Source organism: Roseomonas nitratireducens, assembly GCF_017813355.1.
Lineage (GTDB): Bacteria > Pseudomonadota > Alphaproteobacteria > Acetobacterales > Acetobacteraceae > Neoroseomonas > Neoroseomonas nitratireducens.
The window spans coordinates 252,348-266,122 of sequence record NZ_JAGIYZ010000003.1; the positions used below are offsets into that span (position 1 = coordinate 252,348).

Annotated in this window: 16 protein-coding genes; 6 read left to right on the forward strand and 10 right to left on the reverse strand. The window is 71.8% G+C overall.

Annotated elements, in window-relative coordinates; all coding sequences use genetic code 11:
* Position 1 precedes the first annotated feature (1 nt).
* Positions 2 to 985, reverse strand: coding sequence for a zinc-binding dehydrogenase (locus tag J5Y09_RS05570; RefSeq protein WP_209350753.1), 984 nt, complete (start codon positions 983 to 985; stop codon positions 2 to 4).
* 5 nt (positions 986 to 990) lie between these two features.
* Positions 991 to 2,493: an ABC transporter substrate-binding protein gene (locus J5Y09_RS05575; protein ID WP_209350754.1), complete on the reverse strand. Its 1,503-nt coding sequence runs from the start codon at positions 2,491 to 2,493 to the stop codon at positions 991 to 993.
* Between the two features lie 69 nt (positions 2,494 to 2,562).
* On the opposite strand from J5Y09_RS05575, the gene J5Y09_RS05580 reads away from it, so the two are divergent.
* Positions 2,563 to 3,411 (forward strand): L,D-transpeptidase, encoded by an 849-nt coding sequence (locus J5Y09_RS05580; RefSeq protein WP_209350755.1) that lies wholly within the window; start codon positions 2,563 to 2,565, stop codon positions 3,409 to 3,411.
* Here the strand turns inward: J5Y09_RS05580 and J5Y09_RS05585 are convergent, their stop codons facing one another.
* From J5Y09_RS05585 to J5Y09_RS05620, 8 genes are all read right to left on the reverse strand, one after another.
* Positions 3,412 to 3,903: a cupin domain-containing protein gene (locus tag J5Y09_RS05585; RefSeq protein ID WP_209350756.1), complete on the reverse strand. Its 492-nt coding sequence runs from the start codon at positions 3,901 to 3,903 to the stop codon at positions 3,412 to 3,414.
* Positions 3,904 to 4,072: 169 nt separating this feature from the next.
* Positions 4,073 to 4,486, reverse strand: a complete 414-nt coding sequence (locus J5Y09_RS05590; RefSeq protein WP_209350757.1) for a hypothetical protein — start codon at positions 4,484 to 4,486, stop codon at positions 4,073 to 4,075.
* 172 nt (positions 4,487 to 4,658) lie between these two features.
* Positions 4,659 to 5,840, reverse strand: a complete 1,182-nt coding sequence (locus J5Y09_RS05595; RefSeq protein ID WP_209350758.1) for a M20 aminoacylase family protein — start codon at positions 5,838 to 5,840, stop codon at positions 4,659 to 4,661.
* A 17-nt stretch (positions 5,841 to 5,857) separates the two neighbouring features.
* Entirely contained in the window at positions 5,858 to 6,715 is an 858-nt protein-coding gene (locus tag J5Y09_RS05600; protein WP_209350759.1) for an SDR family oxidoreductase, read from the reverse strand.
* On the reverse strand, positions 6,712 to 8,409 hold the full coding sequence (locus J5Y09_RS05605; RefSeq protein WP_209350760.1) for a dihydroxy-acid dehydratase: 1,698 nt from the start codon (positions 8,407 to 8,409) through the stop codon (positions 6,712 to 6,714). The genes J5Y09_RS05600 and J5Y09_RS05605 overlap by 4 nt, the downstream gene beginning before the upstream one ends.
* A 33-nt stretch (positions 8,410 to 8,442) precedes the next feature.
* Positions 8,443 to 8,832 (reverse strand): VOC family protein, encoded by a 390-nt coding sequence (locus J5Y09_RS05610; protein ID WP_209350761.1) that lies wholly within the window; start codon positions 8,830 to 8,832, stop codon positions 8,443 to 8,445.
* Between the two features lie 59 nt (positions 8,833 to 8,891).
* Positions 8,892 to 9,866 (reverse strand): Bug family tripartite tricarboxylate transporter substrate binding protein, encoded by a 975-nt coding sequence (locus J5Y09_RS05615; RefSeq protein WP_209350762.1) that lies wholly within the window; start codon positions 9,864 to 9,866, stop codon positions 8,892 to 8,894.
* A 26-nt stretch (positions 9,867 to 9,892) separates the two neighbouring features.
* Complete coding sequence (locus J5Y09_RS05620) at positions 9,893 to 10,474, reverse strand: TetR/AcrR family transcriptional regulator (RefSeq protein ID WP_209350763.1); 582 nt, start codon at positions 10,472 to 10,474, stop codon at positions 9,893 to 9,895.
* Positions 10,475 to 10,539: 65 nt separating this feature from the next.
* On the opposite strand from J5Y09_RS05620, the gene J5Y09_RS05625 reads away from it, so the two are divergent.
* The 5 genes from J5Y09_RS05625 to J5Y09_RS05645 all read left to right on the forward strand — a co-directional run bounded on the left by J5Y09_RS05625 (position 10,540) and on the right by J5Y09_RS05645 (position 13,738).
* Positions 10,540 to 10,866, forward strand: a complete 327-nt coding sequence (locus J5Y09_RS05625) for a DMT family transporter (protein ID WP_245216855.1) — start codon at positions 10,540 to 10,542, stop codon at positions 10,864 to 10,866.
* 169 nt (positions 10,867 to 11,035) lie between these two features.
* The gene (rplM, locus tag J5Y09_RS05630) at positions 11,036 to 11,521 is read left to right on the forward strand and encodes a 50S ribosomal protein L13 (RefSeq protein WP_209350764.1); all 486 of its coding nucleotides are present in this window, start codon (positions 11,036 to 11,038) and stop codon (positions 11,519 to 11,521) included.
* Between the two features lie 4 nt (positions 11,522 to 11,525).
* Positions 11,526 to 12,011 (forward strand): 30S ribosomal protein S9, encoded by a 486-nt coding sequence (rpsI, locus tag J5Y09_RS05635; RefSeq protein WP_209350765.1) that lies wholly within the window; start codon positions 11,526 to 11,528, stop codon positions 12,009 to 12,011.
* A gap of 133 nt (positions 12,012 to 12,144) precedes the next feature.
* On the forward strand, positions 12,145 to 13,110 hold the full coding sequence (gene argC, locus J5Y09_RS05640) for an N-acetyl-gamma-glutamyl-phosphate reductase (protein WP_209350766.1): 966 nt from the start codon (positions 12,145 to 12,147) through the stop codon (positions 13,108 to 13,110).
* Between the two features lie 76 nt (positions 13,111 to 13,186).
* On the forward strand, positions 13,187 to 13,738 hold the full coding sequence (locus tag J5Y09_RS05645) for a gamma carbonic anhydrase family protein (RefSeq protein ID WP_209350767.1): 552 nt from the start codon (positions 13,187 to 13,189) through the stop codon (positions 13,736 to 13,738).
* Positions 13,739 to 13,775 lie beyond the last annotated feature (37 nt).

Below are 13,775 nucleotides of genomic sequence, written 5' to 3' on the forward strand. Positions count from 1 at the left end.
CTCAGACCGAGAGCGCGATCTTGCCGAAATGCTGGTTGGCCTTCATGTGCGCCAGCGCCTCGACCGCCTGGTCGAGCGGGAAGACCTTGTCGATCGGGATGCCGAAGCGGCCTTCCTGCACCGCCGCCCAGAGGTCGCGGCGCATGGCGGCGTATTCGGCGCGGATTTCCTCGCGCGAGCGCGTCCGGTGCGTCACGCCGATATAGGCGATGCGGCGCGTCGCATGCAGGTCGAAGTCGAATTCCGCGCGCGCGCCGCCCAGCCGGCCGACATTCACGATCCGCCCCAGGATGGCCGTCGCCTTCATCGCGGCGTTGATCGTGCCGCCGGAGATCTGGTCGATGACGAGGTTCACGCCCTTGCCGCCGGTCGCGGCCAGGACCTGGTCCACCCAGCCCGCATCCTTGGTGTCGACCGCCACGTCGGCGCCGAATTCCGCAAGCCGCGCCCGCCGCCCCGCATCGGTCGACGTCCCGACCACCGTCGCAGCACCCAGGAACTTCGCGATCTGCAACGCCATCAGCCCGACGCCGGAGGAGGCGCCGAGGATCATCACGCTTTCCCCCTTCGCCAGCCGGCCGTTCATCACCAGCGCGTCGTGCATGGTGCCGAGCGCCACCGGCAGCGCGGCCGCCTGTTCCCAGGACATGTTGCGGTCCGGCACGGGCATGACGCGGCCCATGTCCGCGACCGCGTATTCCGCATAGCCGCCGGCGCCGGAGCAGGTGACGCGGTCGCCCGGCTTGATGCCCGTGACGGCGCTGCCGACGGCCGCGACCTCGCCCGCGAAATCCAGGCCGAGGATGGTGCCCGCCCCGCCCATCGCGCCATGGGCATGGCCCGCCGCGACGCCGAGGTCGGCGCGGTTCAGCGTGGCGGCGCGCACGCGCACCAGCACTTCCTCGGGGCCCGGCGCCGGGCGGGGAACCTCCCGCACCTGGACGCCATCCGCCGTCACCACCGCCGCGCGCATCGTATCAGCCATCGTTCCTACCCCCTGGCGCCCCTCAGGCCCTGCACACGGATGAGGCCGTCCGGCACCGGGCGCAAGCCCTCGATCGCCGCCCCCGTGCCGTGCAGCGTCAGCGGGTGCCACAGGTAGATGTAGGGCCGGTCGGCGAGGTAGAGCCGCGCCGCGCGGTCATAGGCCGCCGCCCGCGCGGCCGGGTCCACGCTGCGCCGCCCTTCGGTCATCGCGGCATCCACCTCCGGGTTGCAGTAGCGCCCGCCGTTCAGCGGCACGCCGCAGGCCTTGAAGGCGAAGATGTTGGCGTCGAGGTCGACGCGGCCGGACCATTGGATGATCAGCGCCTCGAAATCCCCGACGGTCCATTGGCGGAGCAGCGTCGCCGTCTCGATCACCTGCAGCTCGACATCGAAGCCGGCCTCGGCGGCCATCGCCTGGATGACCTCGGAGGCCTGCATGTAGTCGGTCGTGTTCGGCACGGCGAGGCGCACGCGCACGCGCTGCTGCCCGGCTTCCCGCAGCAGGGCGCGGGCGCGCGCCACGTCGCGCGGCGGGATCGGCACGGAGGCGGCATAGAAGGGATGGCTCGGCGGGACGGATTGGTTGCCCGGCTGCCAGAGCCCCTCGAAGGCAACGTTCACCAGCGCCTGGCGGTCGATGCTGCGCTCGAAGGCTTCGCGCACCCGCGCATCGCGGCCCAGCGGCGTGTCCGCCCGCGGCCCGTGCCCGACATTGATGGCGATGTAGAAGGAGGCGAGGGAGGGCGCCTGCACCAGCCGCACGCGCTGGTCCCGCCGCACCTCCGACACGTCGGAGGGGCTGATGCGCTCGATGATGTCGAGCGCCCCGGCGCGGAGATTCGCGAGCCGGACCGTCGAGTCCGGGATCGGCCGGTAGGTGATGCGCGCGAGATGCACGTTGGCGCGGTCCCAGTAGCCGTCGAAGCGCTCCAGCTCGATCACGTCCTGCGCCACGCGGCGCGTCAGCCGGAAGGGGCCGGCGCAGGCGGGCTCGCGCTGGAAATCCGCGCCGGTGACGCGGGCCTGGCGCGGCGAGACGAGCATGCCCGCACGGTCGGCGAGTGCGGCGAGCAGCGGCGCGAAGGGCTCGGACAGGCGGATCGTCACCTCGAGCGGGCCGGTCGCGACCACCTCCGTCACCGGCCCCATCTCCGCGCGCCGCGTCGAGCCCTGCGTCTCGATGTGCCGCCGCAGGCCGATCGCGGCGGCCTCGCCGGTCAGCGCCTCCCCGTCATGGAAGCGCACGCCCTGGCGGAGCGTCAGCACGAGCGCGCGGCCGCCATCCTCCCACCGCCAGGCGGTGGCGAGCTGGGGGACGATCCGCAACTGCTCGTCGATGTCGACCAGCTTGTCGCACATGGCCGCGAAGACCTGCCGGCCCGTGACGGTGCGCGAGAGCGTCGGGTCGAGCACGTCGGGGTCGGAGGCGATGCCGATGCGCAGATGCTGCGCCGCGGCGGGCGCGGCGAGGCAGGACAGCAGCAGCAGGGCGGCGAGGCGGCGCATGGCGGGTTCCCGGTTCCTGTCGGCGAACCTAGTCTTCCCTCGCGTCGGGTGCGGCGCAAGGAGACCCGCATGTCGATCCGGGGATGTGTCGTCGCGGCCTTGCTGCTGCTTGCCGCCTGCGCCGCGTCGCCGGGCCCGGCCCCTTCCGCGCCGCGGGACGAGGGCGCGATCGAGGCCGCCCGGCTGCGCGCGGAGATGCTCGCCACCGTTCCGCGCGCCGCGGCCGCCGATCCCGCCGAGGCCGCGCGCTGGATACCGCAGGCGCGGCGCCTGGTGACGGAGGCGGGCCTGGCGCCGGCCGAGGCGGAATTCGCGCTGCTGGTCGACCGCGCGCCTGCCGTGCAGCGCATCGCCCTGCTGCTGCTGCGCCGCGACGGGCCGCGGGAGGTGCTGGCGACCGCGCCGGTCTCGACCGGCAGGACAGGCCGCCGCGGCTTCTTCGTCACGCCCACCGGCGTCTTCGCCAATGACGGGTCGGTGCAGGGCTACCGCGCGCTCGGCACGCGCAATGCGCAGGGCATTCGCGGGCTGGGCGCTGCCGGCATGCGCGCCTGGGATTTCGGCTGGGTCTGGGCCGCGCGCGGCTGGGCGGAGGATGGCGGCGAGGCGCCGATCCGCTTCCTGCTGCACGCGACCGACCCGGATGTGCTGGAAGCGCGGCTCGGCCGGCCGGATTCGCAGGGATGCGTGCGGATCGGCGGCGCGATGAACCGCTTCGTCGATGCGAACGGCATCATCGATGCGGAGATCGAGCGCCAGGCGGCGAGCGATCCGCGCGCCGCCTCGCTGCTGCTGCCCGAGCGGCGCCCGACGGCGCTCGCCGGGCGGCTGCTCATCGTGGTCGACAGCGCGGCCGACCAGGTCCCGCCCGCGCGGCCCGCGCCGGAGCCGCCGGGCCGGTCGGGCTGCCCGTCCTGATCAGGGCGCGCGGTGGATGGGGTCCACCCAGAGCACGGCCTCGGGCTTCTCGACCGGCTCGATGTCGATGTTGATGGCGACCGCCTCGTTGTCGCTGCGCACCAGCACGCATTCCAGCGTCTCGTCGGCCGAGGCGTTGATCTCCTGGTGCGGCACGTAGGGCGGCACGTAGATGAAGTCGCCCGGGCCCGCCTCGGCGACGAATTCCAGCCTTTCGCCCCAGCGCATGCGCGCCTTGCCCTTCACCACGTAGATCACGCTTTCCAGGTGGCCGTGATGATGCGCGCCGGTCTTCGCGTCAGGGTGGATGTGCACGGTGCCGGCCCAGATGCGCTGCGCGCCGACCCGCGCAGCGTTGATCGCCGCGGCGCGGTTCATGCCCGGCGTCTGCGCGGTGTTGCTGTCGAGGCTGTCGCCGGGGATGACGCGCACCCCCGAATGCTTCCAGCCATCGGGCGGCGGCGTCTGGTGGTCGTGGCCGTCATGCGGCATGGCGCTTCTCCTCTCGGCTCGTGGCGAGGAGAGAACGCAGGTCGCGCGCCTGCCGCAAGGGCGTGACCGAAAAAGGCAACGCCTTGCTCCTGGCGGGGGCGCCGGGAGCAAGGCGTGCCGTGACAGCGGGCCGGGGGAGGGGGGGGGATTTGGCGCCGCCGTCGAGACCTCAGGCTTCCTCGCGCTGGGCGAGCCAGTTCCGGGTGCGGTAGCAGAGCATCAGCAGCGCCGCCTGGCCGGCGAACATCAGCGCCGGGACGTTGACCTGCCGGTGCAGCACGATCACCGCGAGCATCGCCGCGACGCTCAGCACGAAAGCAAGGTGCACCGTGTTGTCGAAGGCCTTGAGGCCAGCCTGCTTGATCGGGTGTTCGCCCGGCATCATCGGCATGATGAGCGGCACGGTGGCGAGCATGATCATCAGCGCCCAGGTGATCGCCATGCTGCCGAGCCCGCCCCAGAGCGAGACGAGCTTCGCGAATTCCTCGCCCAGGCCCGTGCCCGGCAGGAGGTAGCGCAGCGCGAGGAACAGGGCGGCGAGGGCGACGATCGCGGTCACCGCGGCCTGCGCGGGTTCATCCACCGGGCGGCGGCCTTCCGGCGCGCGACGCGGGAGCAGCGGCCAGGCCTCGACCGGCGATGCGGGGCTGGAAGCGGGTCGGGAAGTGGAGCGAGCCATGATCCTGGTTCCGGGTGCGCGTGTTCGACCCGGCAAGGATTGCCCGAAACCCGTTTCCAGCCCCCTAACGTGCCGGTCAGTTTTGCCGGGGCAGCAAACGCTCCGCCAGAGTGGCCCACCAGGAGGCGCCAATGGGCAGGATCTCGTCGTTGAAGTCGTATTTCGGGTGGTGGACCAGCGGATCGTCCGCACCCTTGCCGCCGCCGAGCATCAGGTAGGCGCCGTCCTTCGCCTCAAGCATGAAGGAGAAATCCTCGCCGCCCATGGTGGGCTTGGGCATGGGCACGACGCGTGCTTCGCCCTGCACGGCGCGCGCGGCATCGGCGGCGAGGTGGACGCTCTGCGTCTCGTTCACCGTCGCGGGATAGGCGCGATGGAAGTCGGCGGTCGCGGTCGCGCCGAAGGCCGCGGCGATGCCCGTCACCGTCTCCTTGAAGCGCTTCTCGAGCAGGTCGCCCACGGGCTTCGAGAACCAGCGCGCCGTGCCGAGCATGCGCACCGTCTCGGGAATCACGTTGTAGGTGAAGCCGCCATTGATGTGGCCGATGGTGATGACGCCGGCTTCCACCGGTTCGACGTTGCGCGCGACGATGGATTGCAGCGCCTGCACGATCGCCGCCGCGACGACGATCGGGTCGTTGCCGTTGTCGGGCATCGCGCCATGCGCGCCCTTGCCGGTGATGGTGACCTCGAGGTTCGCGACCGCCGCCATGACGGGGCCCTCGCGCCAAAGGAATGTGCCCGCCGGCATGCCGGGCCAGTTGTGCAGGCCGAAGACGCGCTGCATCGGGAAGCGCTCGAACAGGCCTTCCTTCACCATCGCCTCGCCGCCCGCGAGGTTCTCCTCCGCCGGCTGGAAGATGACGTAGACGGTGCCGTCGAAGTTGCGCGTCTCGGCGAGGTACTTCGCCGCGCCGAGCAGCATGGTGGTGTGCCCGTCATGGCCGCAGGCATGCATCTTCCCCGGCGTCTTGGACGCCCAGGGCACGCCGCTTTCCTCGAGGATCGGCAGCGCGTCCATGTCCGCGCGCAGCCCGATGGCGCGGCCCGAGGCCGCGTTGTTGCCGCGGATCACGCCGACGACGCCGGTCTTCGCGATGCCCGTCACCACCTCGTCGCAGCCGAAGGCGCGCAGCTTCTCGGCGACGATGGCGGAAGTGCGGACCTCCTCGAAGCCGATCTCCGGATGCTCGTGGAAATCCCGCCGCCAGGCGGTCATTTCCGGATGGAACTCGGCGATGCGGTTGATGATGGGCATGGCTGCCTCCGGTCGTGTCAGGTGGAGGTTTGGGGTGCGGGGAAGGTGAGGGCAAGACCCTGCTCGAGCGGGATCGGATCGACGCCGAGCAGGTCGCGCATCGGGCCGATGTCGAAGGCCTTGTCCTCGGTCAGGCGGCGGATCTCGTCCGCGCCGATGCGGGGCAGGCCGGGAATGAGGCGCGTCAGCGGCGCAAGCAGGCGCAGCGGCAGCGCCGGGATCGGCAGGATGGGCGGCGCGCGCAGCCCCGCGGCGGCCGCGACCGCGCGCAGGAAGTCACGATAGGGCATGGGGGAGGGGCCGGCGATGACGATCGTCCGCGCGCCATCCCAGTCCCGCCGCAGCGCGGCAAGCAGGCAGCGCGCCACGTCCGACTGGTGGATGGGTTGCACCAGCGCGCGGCCGCCGCCCGGAAGTGGCGCCACGGGGAGGCGCGCGACGAGCGCGGCGAGGCGCCGCACATTGTCCTCCCCCTCCGCGCCGTAGATCATCGTCGGGTGCAGCATGACGCCGCGCCGGCCGGAGGCCAGGAAGGCTGCCTCTCCCGCCCGCACCCCGTCGCCATGCGCATCGGGCCAGCGCGAGAAGCGGCGCGTCGATCCCATGAGCACGAAGTCCGCGCCCGGTTCGGCGGCGGCGAGCAGGGCCGGCGCCCAGCGCGCATGGGCGGTGCTGACGATCCTCGTTGCGCCGGCGAGGGCATGTGCAAGCGCCGCCGCGTCGCGGAGGTCCGCGACGCGGAGTTCTCCCGGCAGGCCGAGGGCGCGCCACGCCGCCGCATTTCGCGCGACGGGGATGAAGGGGATGCCCCCGGCGGCCAGGACGCGGGCAAGCGCCGCGCCCGAGCGCCCCGTCGCGCCGACCAGCGCGATCAAGGTGCCGCGCGGAGGAAGGCCAGGTCTGCGCCGAGCGGCGCCTGCGTCACCTGTTCATGCACCAGCCGGTCCCAGCCACGGGCGGGGGCGGGCGCCGGCGCCCAGGCGGCGCGGCGCGCGGCGAGCGTCGCCTCGTCCACCAGCAGGTCGAGCCGGCGGTCGCGCACGGACAGGCGGATGCGGTCGCCTGTCTCCACCAGCGCGAGCGGACCGCCCACCGCGGCCTCGGGCGCGATGTGCAGCACGATGGTGCCGAAGGCGGTGCCGGACATGCGGCAGTCGCTCATCCGCACCATGTCCTTCACGCCCTGGCGCGCGAGCTTCTTCGGGATGGGCAGGTAGCCGGCCTCCGGCATCCCCGCCGGGCTGCGCGGGCCCGCGCCCTTCAGCACGAGGATGTCCTGGGCCGTCACGTCCAGGTCCGGGTCGTCGATGCGCGCGGAAAGGTCCGCGAGTCCGTCGAAGACGATGCAGCGCGCCTCGGTCTCGAACAGGGCGGGGGTCGCCGCGCTGCGCTTGAGGATCGCGCCGTCCGGCGCGAGGGAGCCGAACAGCGCGACCAGGCCGCCGACCGGGGAGACGGGCTCGCCGCGCGCGCGGATGATCCTGCGGTCGACGAAATGCGTCCCGTCCCCGATGCGCTCCGCGAGCGTCCGCCCGTCGAGGTCCTTCGTCGAGAGATCGAGCAGGTCGCGCAATTCCCACAGCAGCGCCCGCATGCCGCCGGCGGCGTGGAAATCCTCCATGTAGCCCTCGCCGGTCGGCTTGAGGTCGACCAGCACCGGCGTCTCCTCCGACAGCGCGTCGAGCCGCCTGAGGTCGAGTGACAGCCCCGCGCGGCCGGCGATGGCCGCCAGGTGCACGATGGCATTGGTCGAGCCGCCGAGGGCGAGCAGCACGCGCACCGCGTTGTCGAGGTTGCCCTGCGTCATCAGCGACAGCGGCGCGACCGGGTTGCGGATCAGCCGCACCGCCTGCGCGCCGGCTTCCTCGGCGATGCGCAGCCGGTCGGCATGCACCGCCGGGGCGGAGGCGGCGTCCAGCGGCATGAAGCCGAGCGTCGCGGCGAGGCAGGCCATGGTGGAGGCCGTGCCCATCACGCCGCAGGTGCCCGCCGTGGTGGCGAGCTTGCCTTCCAGCAGGCCGATCTTCTCGTCGCTCACCTCGCCCGCGCGGTAGCGCGCCCAGTAGCGGCGGCAATCGGTGCAGGCGGACAGGCGCTCGCCCTCGAAGGCCTGGGCGAGCATGGGGCCGACCACGAGCATCACGGATGGCACGTTCGCGCTGATCGCGGCCATCAGCTGCGCGGGGACGGTCTTGTCGCAGCCGCCCACCAGCACGGCCGCATCCATCGGCTGGTTGGCGAGCATCGCCTCCGTGTCCAGCGCCATCAGGTTGCGGTAGTGCATGGAACAGGGGCTAAGCGAGGGCTCGCACAGGCTGACCGTCGGGAAGGACAGCGGCAGGCCGCCGGCGGCCAGCACGCCGCGCTTCACCGCCTCGATCAGCTCGGGGATGGTGCGGTGGCAGTTGTTGTAGTCCGACGCCGTGTCGGCGATGCCGACCACCGGCTTGTCCAGCATCGTCTGCGAATAGCCCATGGACTTGGCGAAGGAGCGGCGGAGATAGAGCGCGAAGGCCGGGTCGCCGTAGTTGGAAGCGTTCCTGCCAAGGCCATGGGGCTTGTCGGTCATGCGTGTCCTCCGCGCCGCCGCGCGGCACCGCCCTTATTCCGGGCGGTGGCAGACGCAGCAGAGCTTGTTGCCGTCGGGGTCGCGCACATAAGCACCGTAATAGTGCTCATGGTAGTGGCGGAGCCCCGGCGGGCCCTCATCCGTCCCCCCATGGGCCAGGGCCGCGGCGTGGAAGCGGTCGACCGTCGCGCGGTCCGGCGCCTCGAAGCCTATGGTCACGCCATTGCCGACCGTCGCGTCCTTCCGGTCGAAGGGCGTGGTGACCCAGAATTGCGGCGAGGTGTCCGGGGCGGCGGCATAGCCGGCATAGCCCTTGGCGATGTCGGATTCCTGCCGCGCGAGGCCGAGCAGCGCGAGCAGCGGGTCGTAGAAGGCGATGGCACGGGCGGCGTCGTTGGTGCCGAGGGTGACGTGGCTGTACATGGCGGTCCTCCTGAAGCCGCAGGATCACTAGCCCCGCGCCGCTTGATCCGGGTTGCGGATCAGCTGGGCTCCAGCCCCGCCCGCTGCATCAGGCCGCGATGGAGCGGCAATTCGCGCTCGATCCGCGCGCGCAGGGCCGCGCTGCCCATCGGCGCGGGCGCGAGCCCCTGGGTCGCCATGAACTCGATCGTCCGCGGGGCGGAAAACACCTCGGCCAGGGCCTGTCCGAGCCGGTCCAGGATCGGCTGCGGCGTGCCGAGCGGCGCCTGGACGGAATACCAGCCGCCCCAGGTGAAATCGGCGAAGCCCCGCTCGACGAAGGTCGGCACGTCCGGCACCTGGGGCTGGCGCGCGGCGGTCGGCACGCCGAGGCCCTTCACCCGCCCGGCATCGAGATGCGGCTTGCAGGCCGCCAGCAGCGCGAACATGCAGTCGGTGCGCCCGGCGATCGTGTCGGTCAGCGCCGGCGGGGCGCCGTTATAGGGCACGTGCAGCATCTCGACCCCGGCGCGCGCCGCCAGGTCCAGCATGGGCAGGTGCGCCGTCGTGCCCACCCCCCAGGTCGCGTAGGAGATCGCCTCCGGCCGCGTCCGCGCCGCGGCCAGCAGCGCCTCGAGGCTGCCCCAGCGCGGATGGGCGACGAGCAGCGAGAGCGTCTCGCAGACCTGGGTCACATGCGCGAAGTCGGCGAGCGGGTCGTAGCCCGGGTTGCGCAGGGCGAGCGGCGTCAGGCTGAAGGTCGCGATGGTGCCGAGCAGCAGCGTCATCCCGTCCGGCCGGGCGCGCGCCACGTGCCGCGCGGCGATGGAGGTCGAGCCGCCGGGCTTGTGGTCCATCACGAAGGACCCGCCGAGTTTCTCCTGCAGCCCCTGGGTGACCAGCCGCCCGACCACGTCCGAGGCGCCGCCGGGGGAATAGGGGACCACGACCGCCACGCTCGCCCCGCCCGGCCAGGCGCCCTGGGCGCGGAGCGCCGGCGCGGGGAGGGCGCCTGCGGCCGCCAGCATGAAGGTCCGACGCCGCGTTCGTGTCATGTGGATCCTCCCTCCTGCGCCGCAGCCTATCGCTGAGCCACCTTCCCCTGCGGCGGCCTCGCCGCCAGGGACGGTTCCAGAAGGTGGCGGATATCGGCGAAGATGTCGTCCCATTCGTGCTGCGTCATCGACAGCAGGCCGCAGAACCGCAGCAGGGTCGCGCCTTCGGCGGCCAGGAAGGCGAGCCTTGCACGCCGGCCCCCGGCATCACGCGGATCCAGGCTCCCCAGCCGGCCCGCGTACCAGCCTCGCGCAGCCATCAGATGCTCCGGCGTCTGCAGCAGCGCGGCAAGCAGCGCGACGGCGCGGGCATGGCTGGCCTCGTCCAGGCTGTGGGTCGTCTCGACATGGGCGCGGATGCGGTCGGCCGGCGCGGCGGCGTCGCCGCCTGCGGCGCGGAAGCGGCGGTCATCTTCCGCGAGCCAGCGCTTCAGCATCGCGGCGATCATCGCTTCCTTCGTACCGAAGCAGGATTGCACGCCGCCCTTGGTGATGCCGGCCGCCGCGGCGACGGCGCCGATGGTGAGCGCTGCGGCGCCTCGCGTGGCGACGATTTCCTCCGCGACATCGAGGACGCGGTCGCGGTCGATGGTCTTGCGGCGGCCCATGGCGGTGCCCTCTTGCGTTTTAGAAATACGATCGTATTTCAAAATTGTCCCGACGCAAGGAGACGATGATGGCTTGGCTCTACCTCGTCCTGGCGGGCCTGTTCGAGGTCGGCTTCACCACCTGCCTTCGCTACATCGACGGCTTCCGCAGCATTCCCTGGACCTTCGCCTTCCTCGTCTGCGTCGCGGTCAGCATGGTCCTGCTGGACCTTGCGACCCGTACCGCGATCCCGCTGGGCACCGGCTACGCGATCTGGACGGGCATCGGGGCGGTCGGGACCGTGGTGATCGGCATGATCTGGTTCGGCGAACCCGCGACGGCGCTCCGGATCGCGCTGATCCTGGGGCTGCTCTCCTGCATCGTCGGGCTCAAGGTGACCTCAGGGCATTGAGGCCGCCCGCCGTGGTTGGGGAGGCTTTGCCAGAGTGTCGCGCCGGAAAAGGGGTGACCCTTTCTGAGGTAACATGTTACCTGCTTCGGAAAAGCCCCTTCCGGCTTGACTTTCCTACATCATCCGTCGATACACCGCGCCTCTCTCCGACCCACCCGATGGAAGCCCGATGCTCACGCGACAGACGACCTCGCTGAAGCCGGCGGATGTGCAGAAGGCCTGGGTGCTGATCGATGCGGACGGGCTCGTGCTCGGTCGCCTCGCCAGCCTCGTGGCCAACCGCCTCCGCGGCAAGCACAAGCCGCAATTCACCCCGCATGTCGATTGCGGCGACCACGTCGTCATCATCAACGCCCGCAAGGTCCGCGTCACCGGCGCGAAGGCCGAGCAGAAGGTGTTCTACTGGCACACCGGCTATCCGGGCGGCATCAAGCAGCGCACGGTGCGGGAACGGCTGGAAAGCCGCTACCCGGAACGGGTGATCGAGAAGGCGGTGGAGCGCATGATCACGCGCGGCCCGCTCGGCCGCCAGCAGATGCGCAACCTGCACGTCTATGCCGGCGCCGAGCACCCGCATGCCGGCCAGCAGCCCGTCGCGCTCGACGTGGCGGCGCTGAACCGCAAGAACACCGTGCTCGTGAAGAAGGTGGCCTGAGGCGATGAGCGAGACCCGTACTCTGGCCGACCTCAAGGAACTCGTCGCCGGCACCCCGGCGGCGCCCGAGGCGGCGATCAAGCGCGAGCCGAAGCGCGACGCGCAGGGCCGTTCCTACGCCACCGGCCGCCGCAAGGACGCCGTGGCGCGCGTCTGGGTGAAGCCCGGCAAGGGCCAGATCCTGATCAACGACAAGCCGGCGGCGCGCTACTTCGCGCGGCCCGTGCTGCGCATGCTGATCACGCAGCCCTTCCTGGTGGCCGACCGCTACCAGCAGTTCGACGTCTACTGCTCGGTGGTCGGCGGCGGTCTCTCGGGCCAGGCCGGCGCGGTGCGCCACGGCATCTCCCGCGCGCTGACCAACTACGAGCCGGAACTGCGCGCCATCCTCAAGAAGGCGGGCTTCCTCACGCGCGACCCGCGCGTGGTCGAGCGCAAGAAGTACGGCCGGGCGAAGGCCCGACGTTCCTTCCAGTTCTCGAAGCGCTGAGGTCCAGCGGACGGGCCTCGTGCCCGGCCGCATGGCTGGTTCGATCGGGGGGCGGGTCCGCAGGGGCCCGCCCCCCTTGCTTTTCCGGGTCCACATCGCCGCAAATGCCGCGGCGCAACGGAGGTCCATCCCGATGGCCAGGACGCCCACCGTGTTCATCGACGGCGAGGCCGGCACGACCGGCCTGCAGATCCGCGAGCGGCTCGCCGCCAACCCGCATGTCGCGATCCGTTCGATCGACGCCGAGCGCCGCAAGGACCCCGAGGCGCGCCGCGCCCTGATGGCCGAGGTGGACCTCGTCATCCTCTGCCTGCCCGACGACGCGGCGAAGGAAAGCGCCGCGATGGCCGCCAGCCTTGGCGACATGGCGCCGAAGCTGCTCGATGCCTCGACCGCCTATCGCGTCGATCCGGACTGGGTCTATGGCCTGCCGGAACTCACGCCCGGCCAGTCCGCGGCGATCGCCGCGGCCAGGCGCGTCTCCAACCCCGGCTGCTACCCGACGGGGGCGATCCTGCTGCTGCGCCCGCTGGTCGATGCGGGGATCCTGCCGCCGGACTATCCGGTCACGGTCAACGCCGTCTCGGGCTATTCGGGCGGCGGGAAATCCATGATCGCGGCCTATGAATCCCGCACGGCGCCGGATTTCGAGCTGTACGGGCTGGGGCTCGCGCACAAGCATGTGCCCGAGCTGCAGAAATACGCCGGCCTGACGCGGCGGCCGATCTTCGTTCCCTCCGTCGCCGACTACGCGCAGGGGATGATCGATTCCATCCCGTTGCATCTCGACCTGCTGAAGGCCGGGTCCACGCCGGCGGGGATCGAGGCCGTGCTCGCCGCGCGCTACGCCGGCAGCGAGGTGGTGCGCGTGGTGCCGGCGGAAGCGGGCGGCAAGCTCGAACCGCAGGCGCTGAACGGCACCAACGCGATCGAGCTGCGCGTGCATGGCAACGAGAAGCTCGGCCAGGCGGTGCTGACGGCGCGCTTCGACAATCTCGGCAAGGGGGCGTCGGGTGCCGCGGTGCAGAACCTCGGGCTGATGCTCGGCATCCCGGTGAACGCCGACCTGCCTTCGGCCCGGCCCCAGGCCGCCGAGTGACATCGGTGGGCGGGGCGGCCTTCCGCCGTCCCGCCCGCCGGCGCAGGATGCGCCCTGACTTCCGGGAGGACCCGCCATGGACACGAACCAGACCCTCACCCTGCCGCCGCTCTATGTGTTCGAGGGCCACGTGCCGGTCGTCCACCCCGGCGCCTTCGTCGCCCCCACCGCCGCCGTCATCGGCCAGGTGACGATCGGGGAGGGATCGAACATCTGGTACCACTGCGTCCTGCGCGGTGACACGAACACCATCACCATCGGCGCGCGCACCAACATCCAGGACGGCACCATCGTCCATGTGAATGCCGGTCGGCAGTGCACGACGATCGGCGACGACGTGACGGTGGGCCATGCCGCCATCATCCACGCCTGCACGCTGATGGACCGCGCCTTCGTGGGCATGGGCGCGACCGTGCTCGACGACGCGGTGATCGAGGCGGGCGGGGTGCTGGCCGCCGGCTCCGTCCTGCCGCCGGGCAAGCGGATCGGCGCTCTCGAGCTCTGGATGGGCAACCCGGCCAAGCTCGTGCGGGTGCTCACGGCGGAACAGCGCGCCGGCTTCGACCGCACCGCGCCGCACTACGTGGAACTCGCCGGGCGGCATCGCCGCTCGCTCGCGGGGGGCTGACGGCGGGCGCCGCCTCTGCCATAGCCCGTTCGTCTCC

Bases quoted from the DNA above. Each gene is read 5' to 3' on its own strand.
- J5Y09_RS05585 (WP_209350756.1), bottom strand. From the start codon at position 3,903: ATGCCGCATGACGGCCACGACCACCAGACGCCGCCGCCCGATGGCTGG.
- J5Y09_RS05610 (WP_209350761.1), bottom strand. From the start codon at position 8,832: ATGTACAGCCACGTCACCCTCGGCACCAACGACGCCGCCCGTGCCATC.
- argC (WP_209350766.1), top strand. From the start codon at position 12,145: ATGGCCAGGACGCCCACCGTGTTCATCGACGGCGAGGCCGGCACGACC.
- J5Y09_RS05595 (WP_209350758.1), bottom strand. From the start codon at position 5,840: ATGCCCATCATCAACCGCATCGCCGAGTTCCATCCGGAAATGACCGCC.
- J5Y09_RS05625 (WP_245216855.1), top strand. From the start codon at position 10,540: ATGATGGCTTGGCTCTACCTCGTCCTGGCGGGCCTGTTCGAGGTCGGC.
- rplM (WP_209350764.1), top strand. From the start codon at position 11,036: ATGCTCACGCGACAGACGACCTCGCTGAAGCCGGCGGATGTGCAGAAG.
- J5Y09_RS05580 (WP_209350755.1), top strand. From the start codon at position 2,563: ATGTCGATCCGGGGATGTGTCGTCGCGGCCTTGCTGCTGCTTGCCGCC.
- J5Y09_RS05620 (WP_209350763.1), bottom strand. From the start codon at position 10,474: ATGGGCCGCCGCAAGACCATCGACCGCGACCGCGTCCTCGATGTCGCG.
- J5Y09_RS05570 (WP_209350753.1), bottom strand. From the start codon at position 985: ATGGCTGATACGATGCGCGCGGCGGTGGTGACGGCGGATGGCGTCCAG.
- J5Y09_RS05645 (WP_209350767.1), top strand. From the start codon at position 13,187: ATGGACACGAACCAGACCCTCACCCTGCCGCCGCTCTATGTGTTCGAG.
- J5Y09_RS05575 (WP_209350754.1), bottom strand. From the start codon at position 2,493: ATGCGCCGCCTCGCCGCCCTGCTGCTGCTGTCCTGCCTCGCCGCGCCC.
- J5Y09_RS05605 (WP_209350760.1), bottom strand. From the start codon at position 8,409: ATGACCGACAAGCCCCATGGCCTTGGCAGGAACGCTTCCAACTACGGC.
- rpsI (WP_209350765.1), top strand. From the start codon at position 11,526: ATGAGCGAGACCCGTACTCTGGCCGACCTCAAGGAACTCGTCGCCGGC.
- J5Y09_RS05615 (WP_209350762.1), bottom strand. From the start codon at position 9,866: ATGACACGAACGCGGCGTCGGACCTTCATGCTGGCGGCCGCAGGCGCC.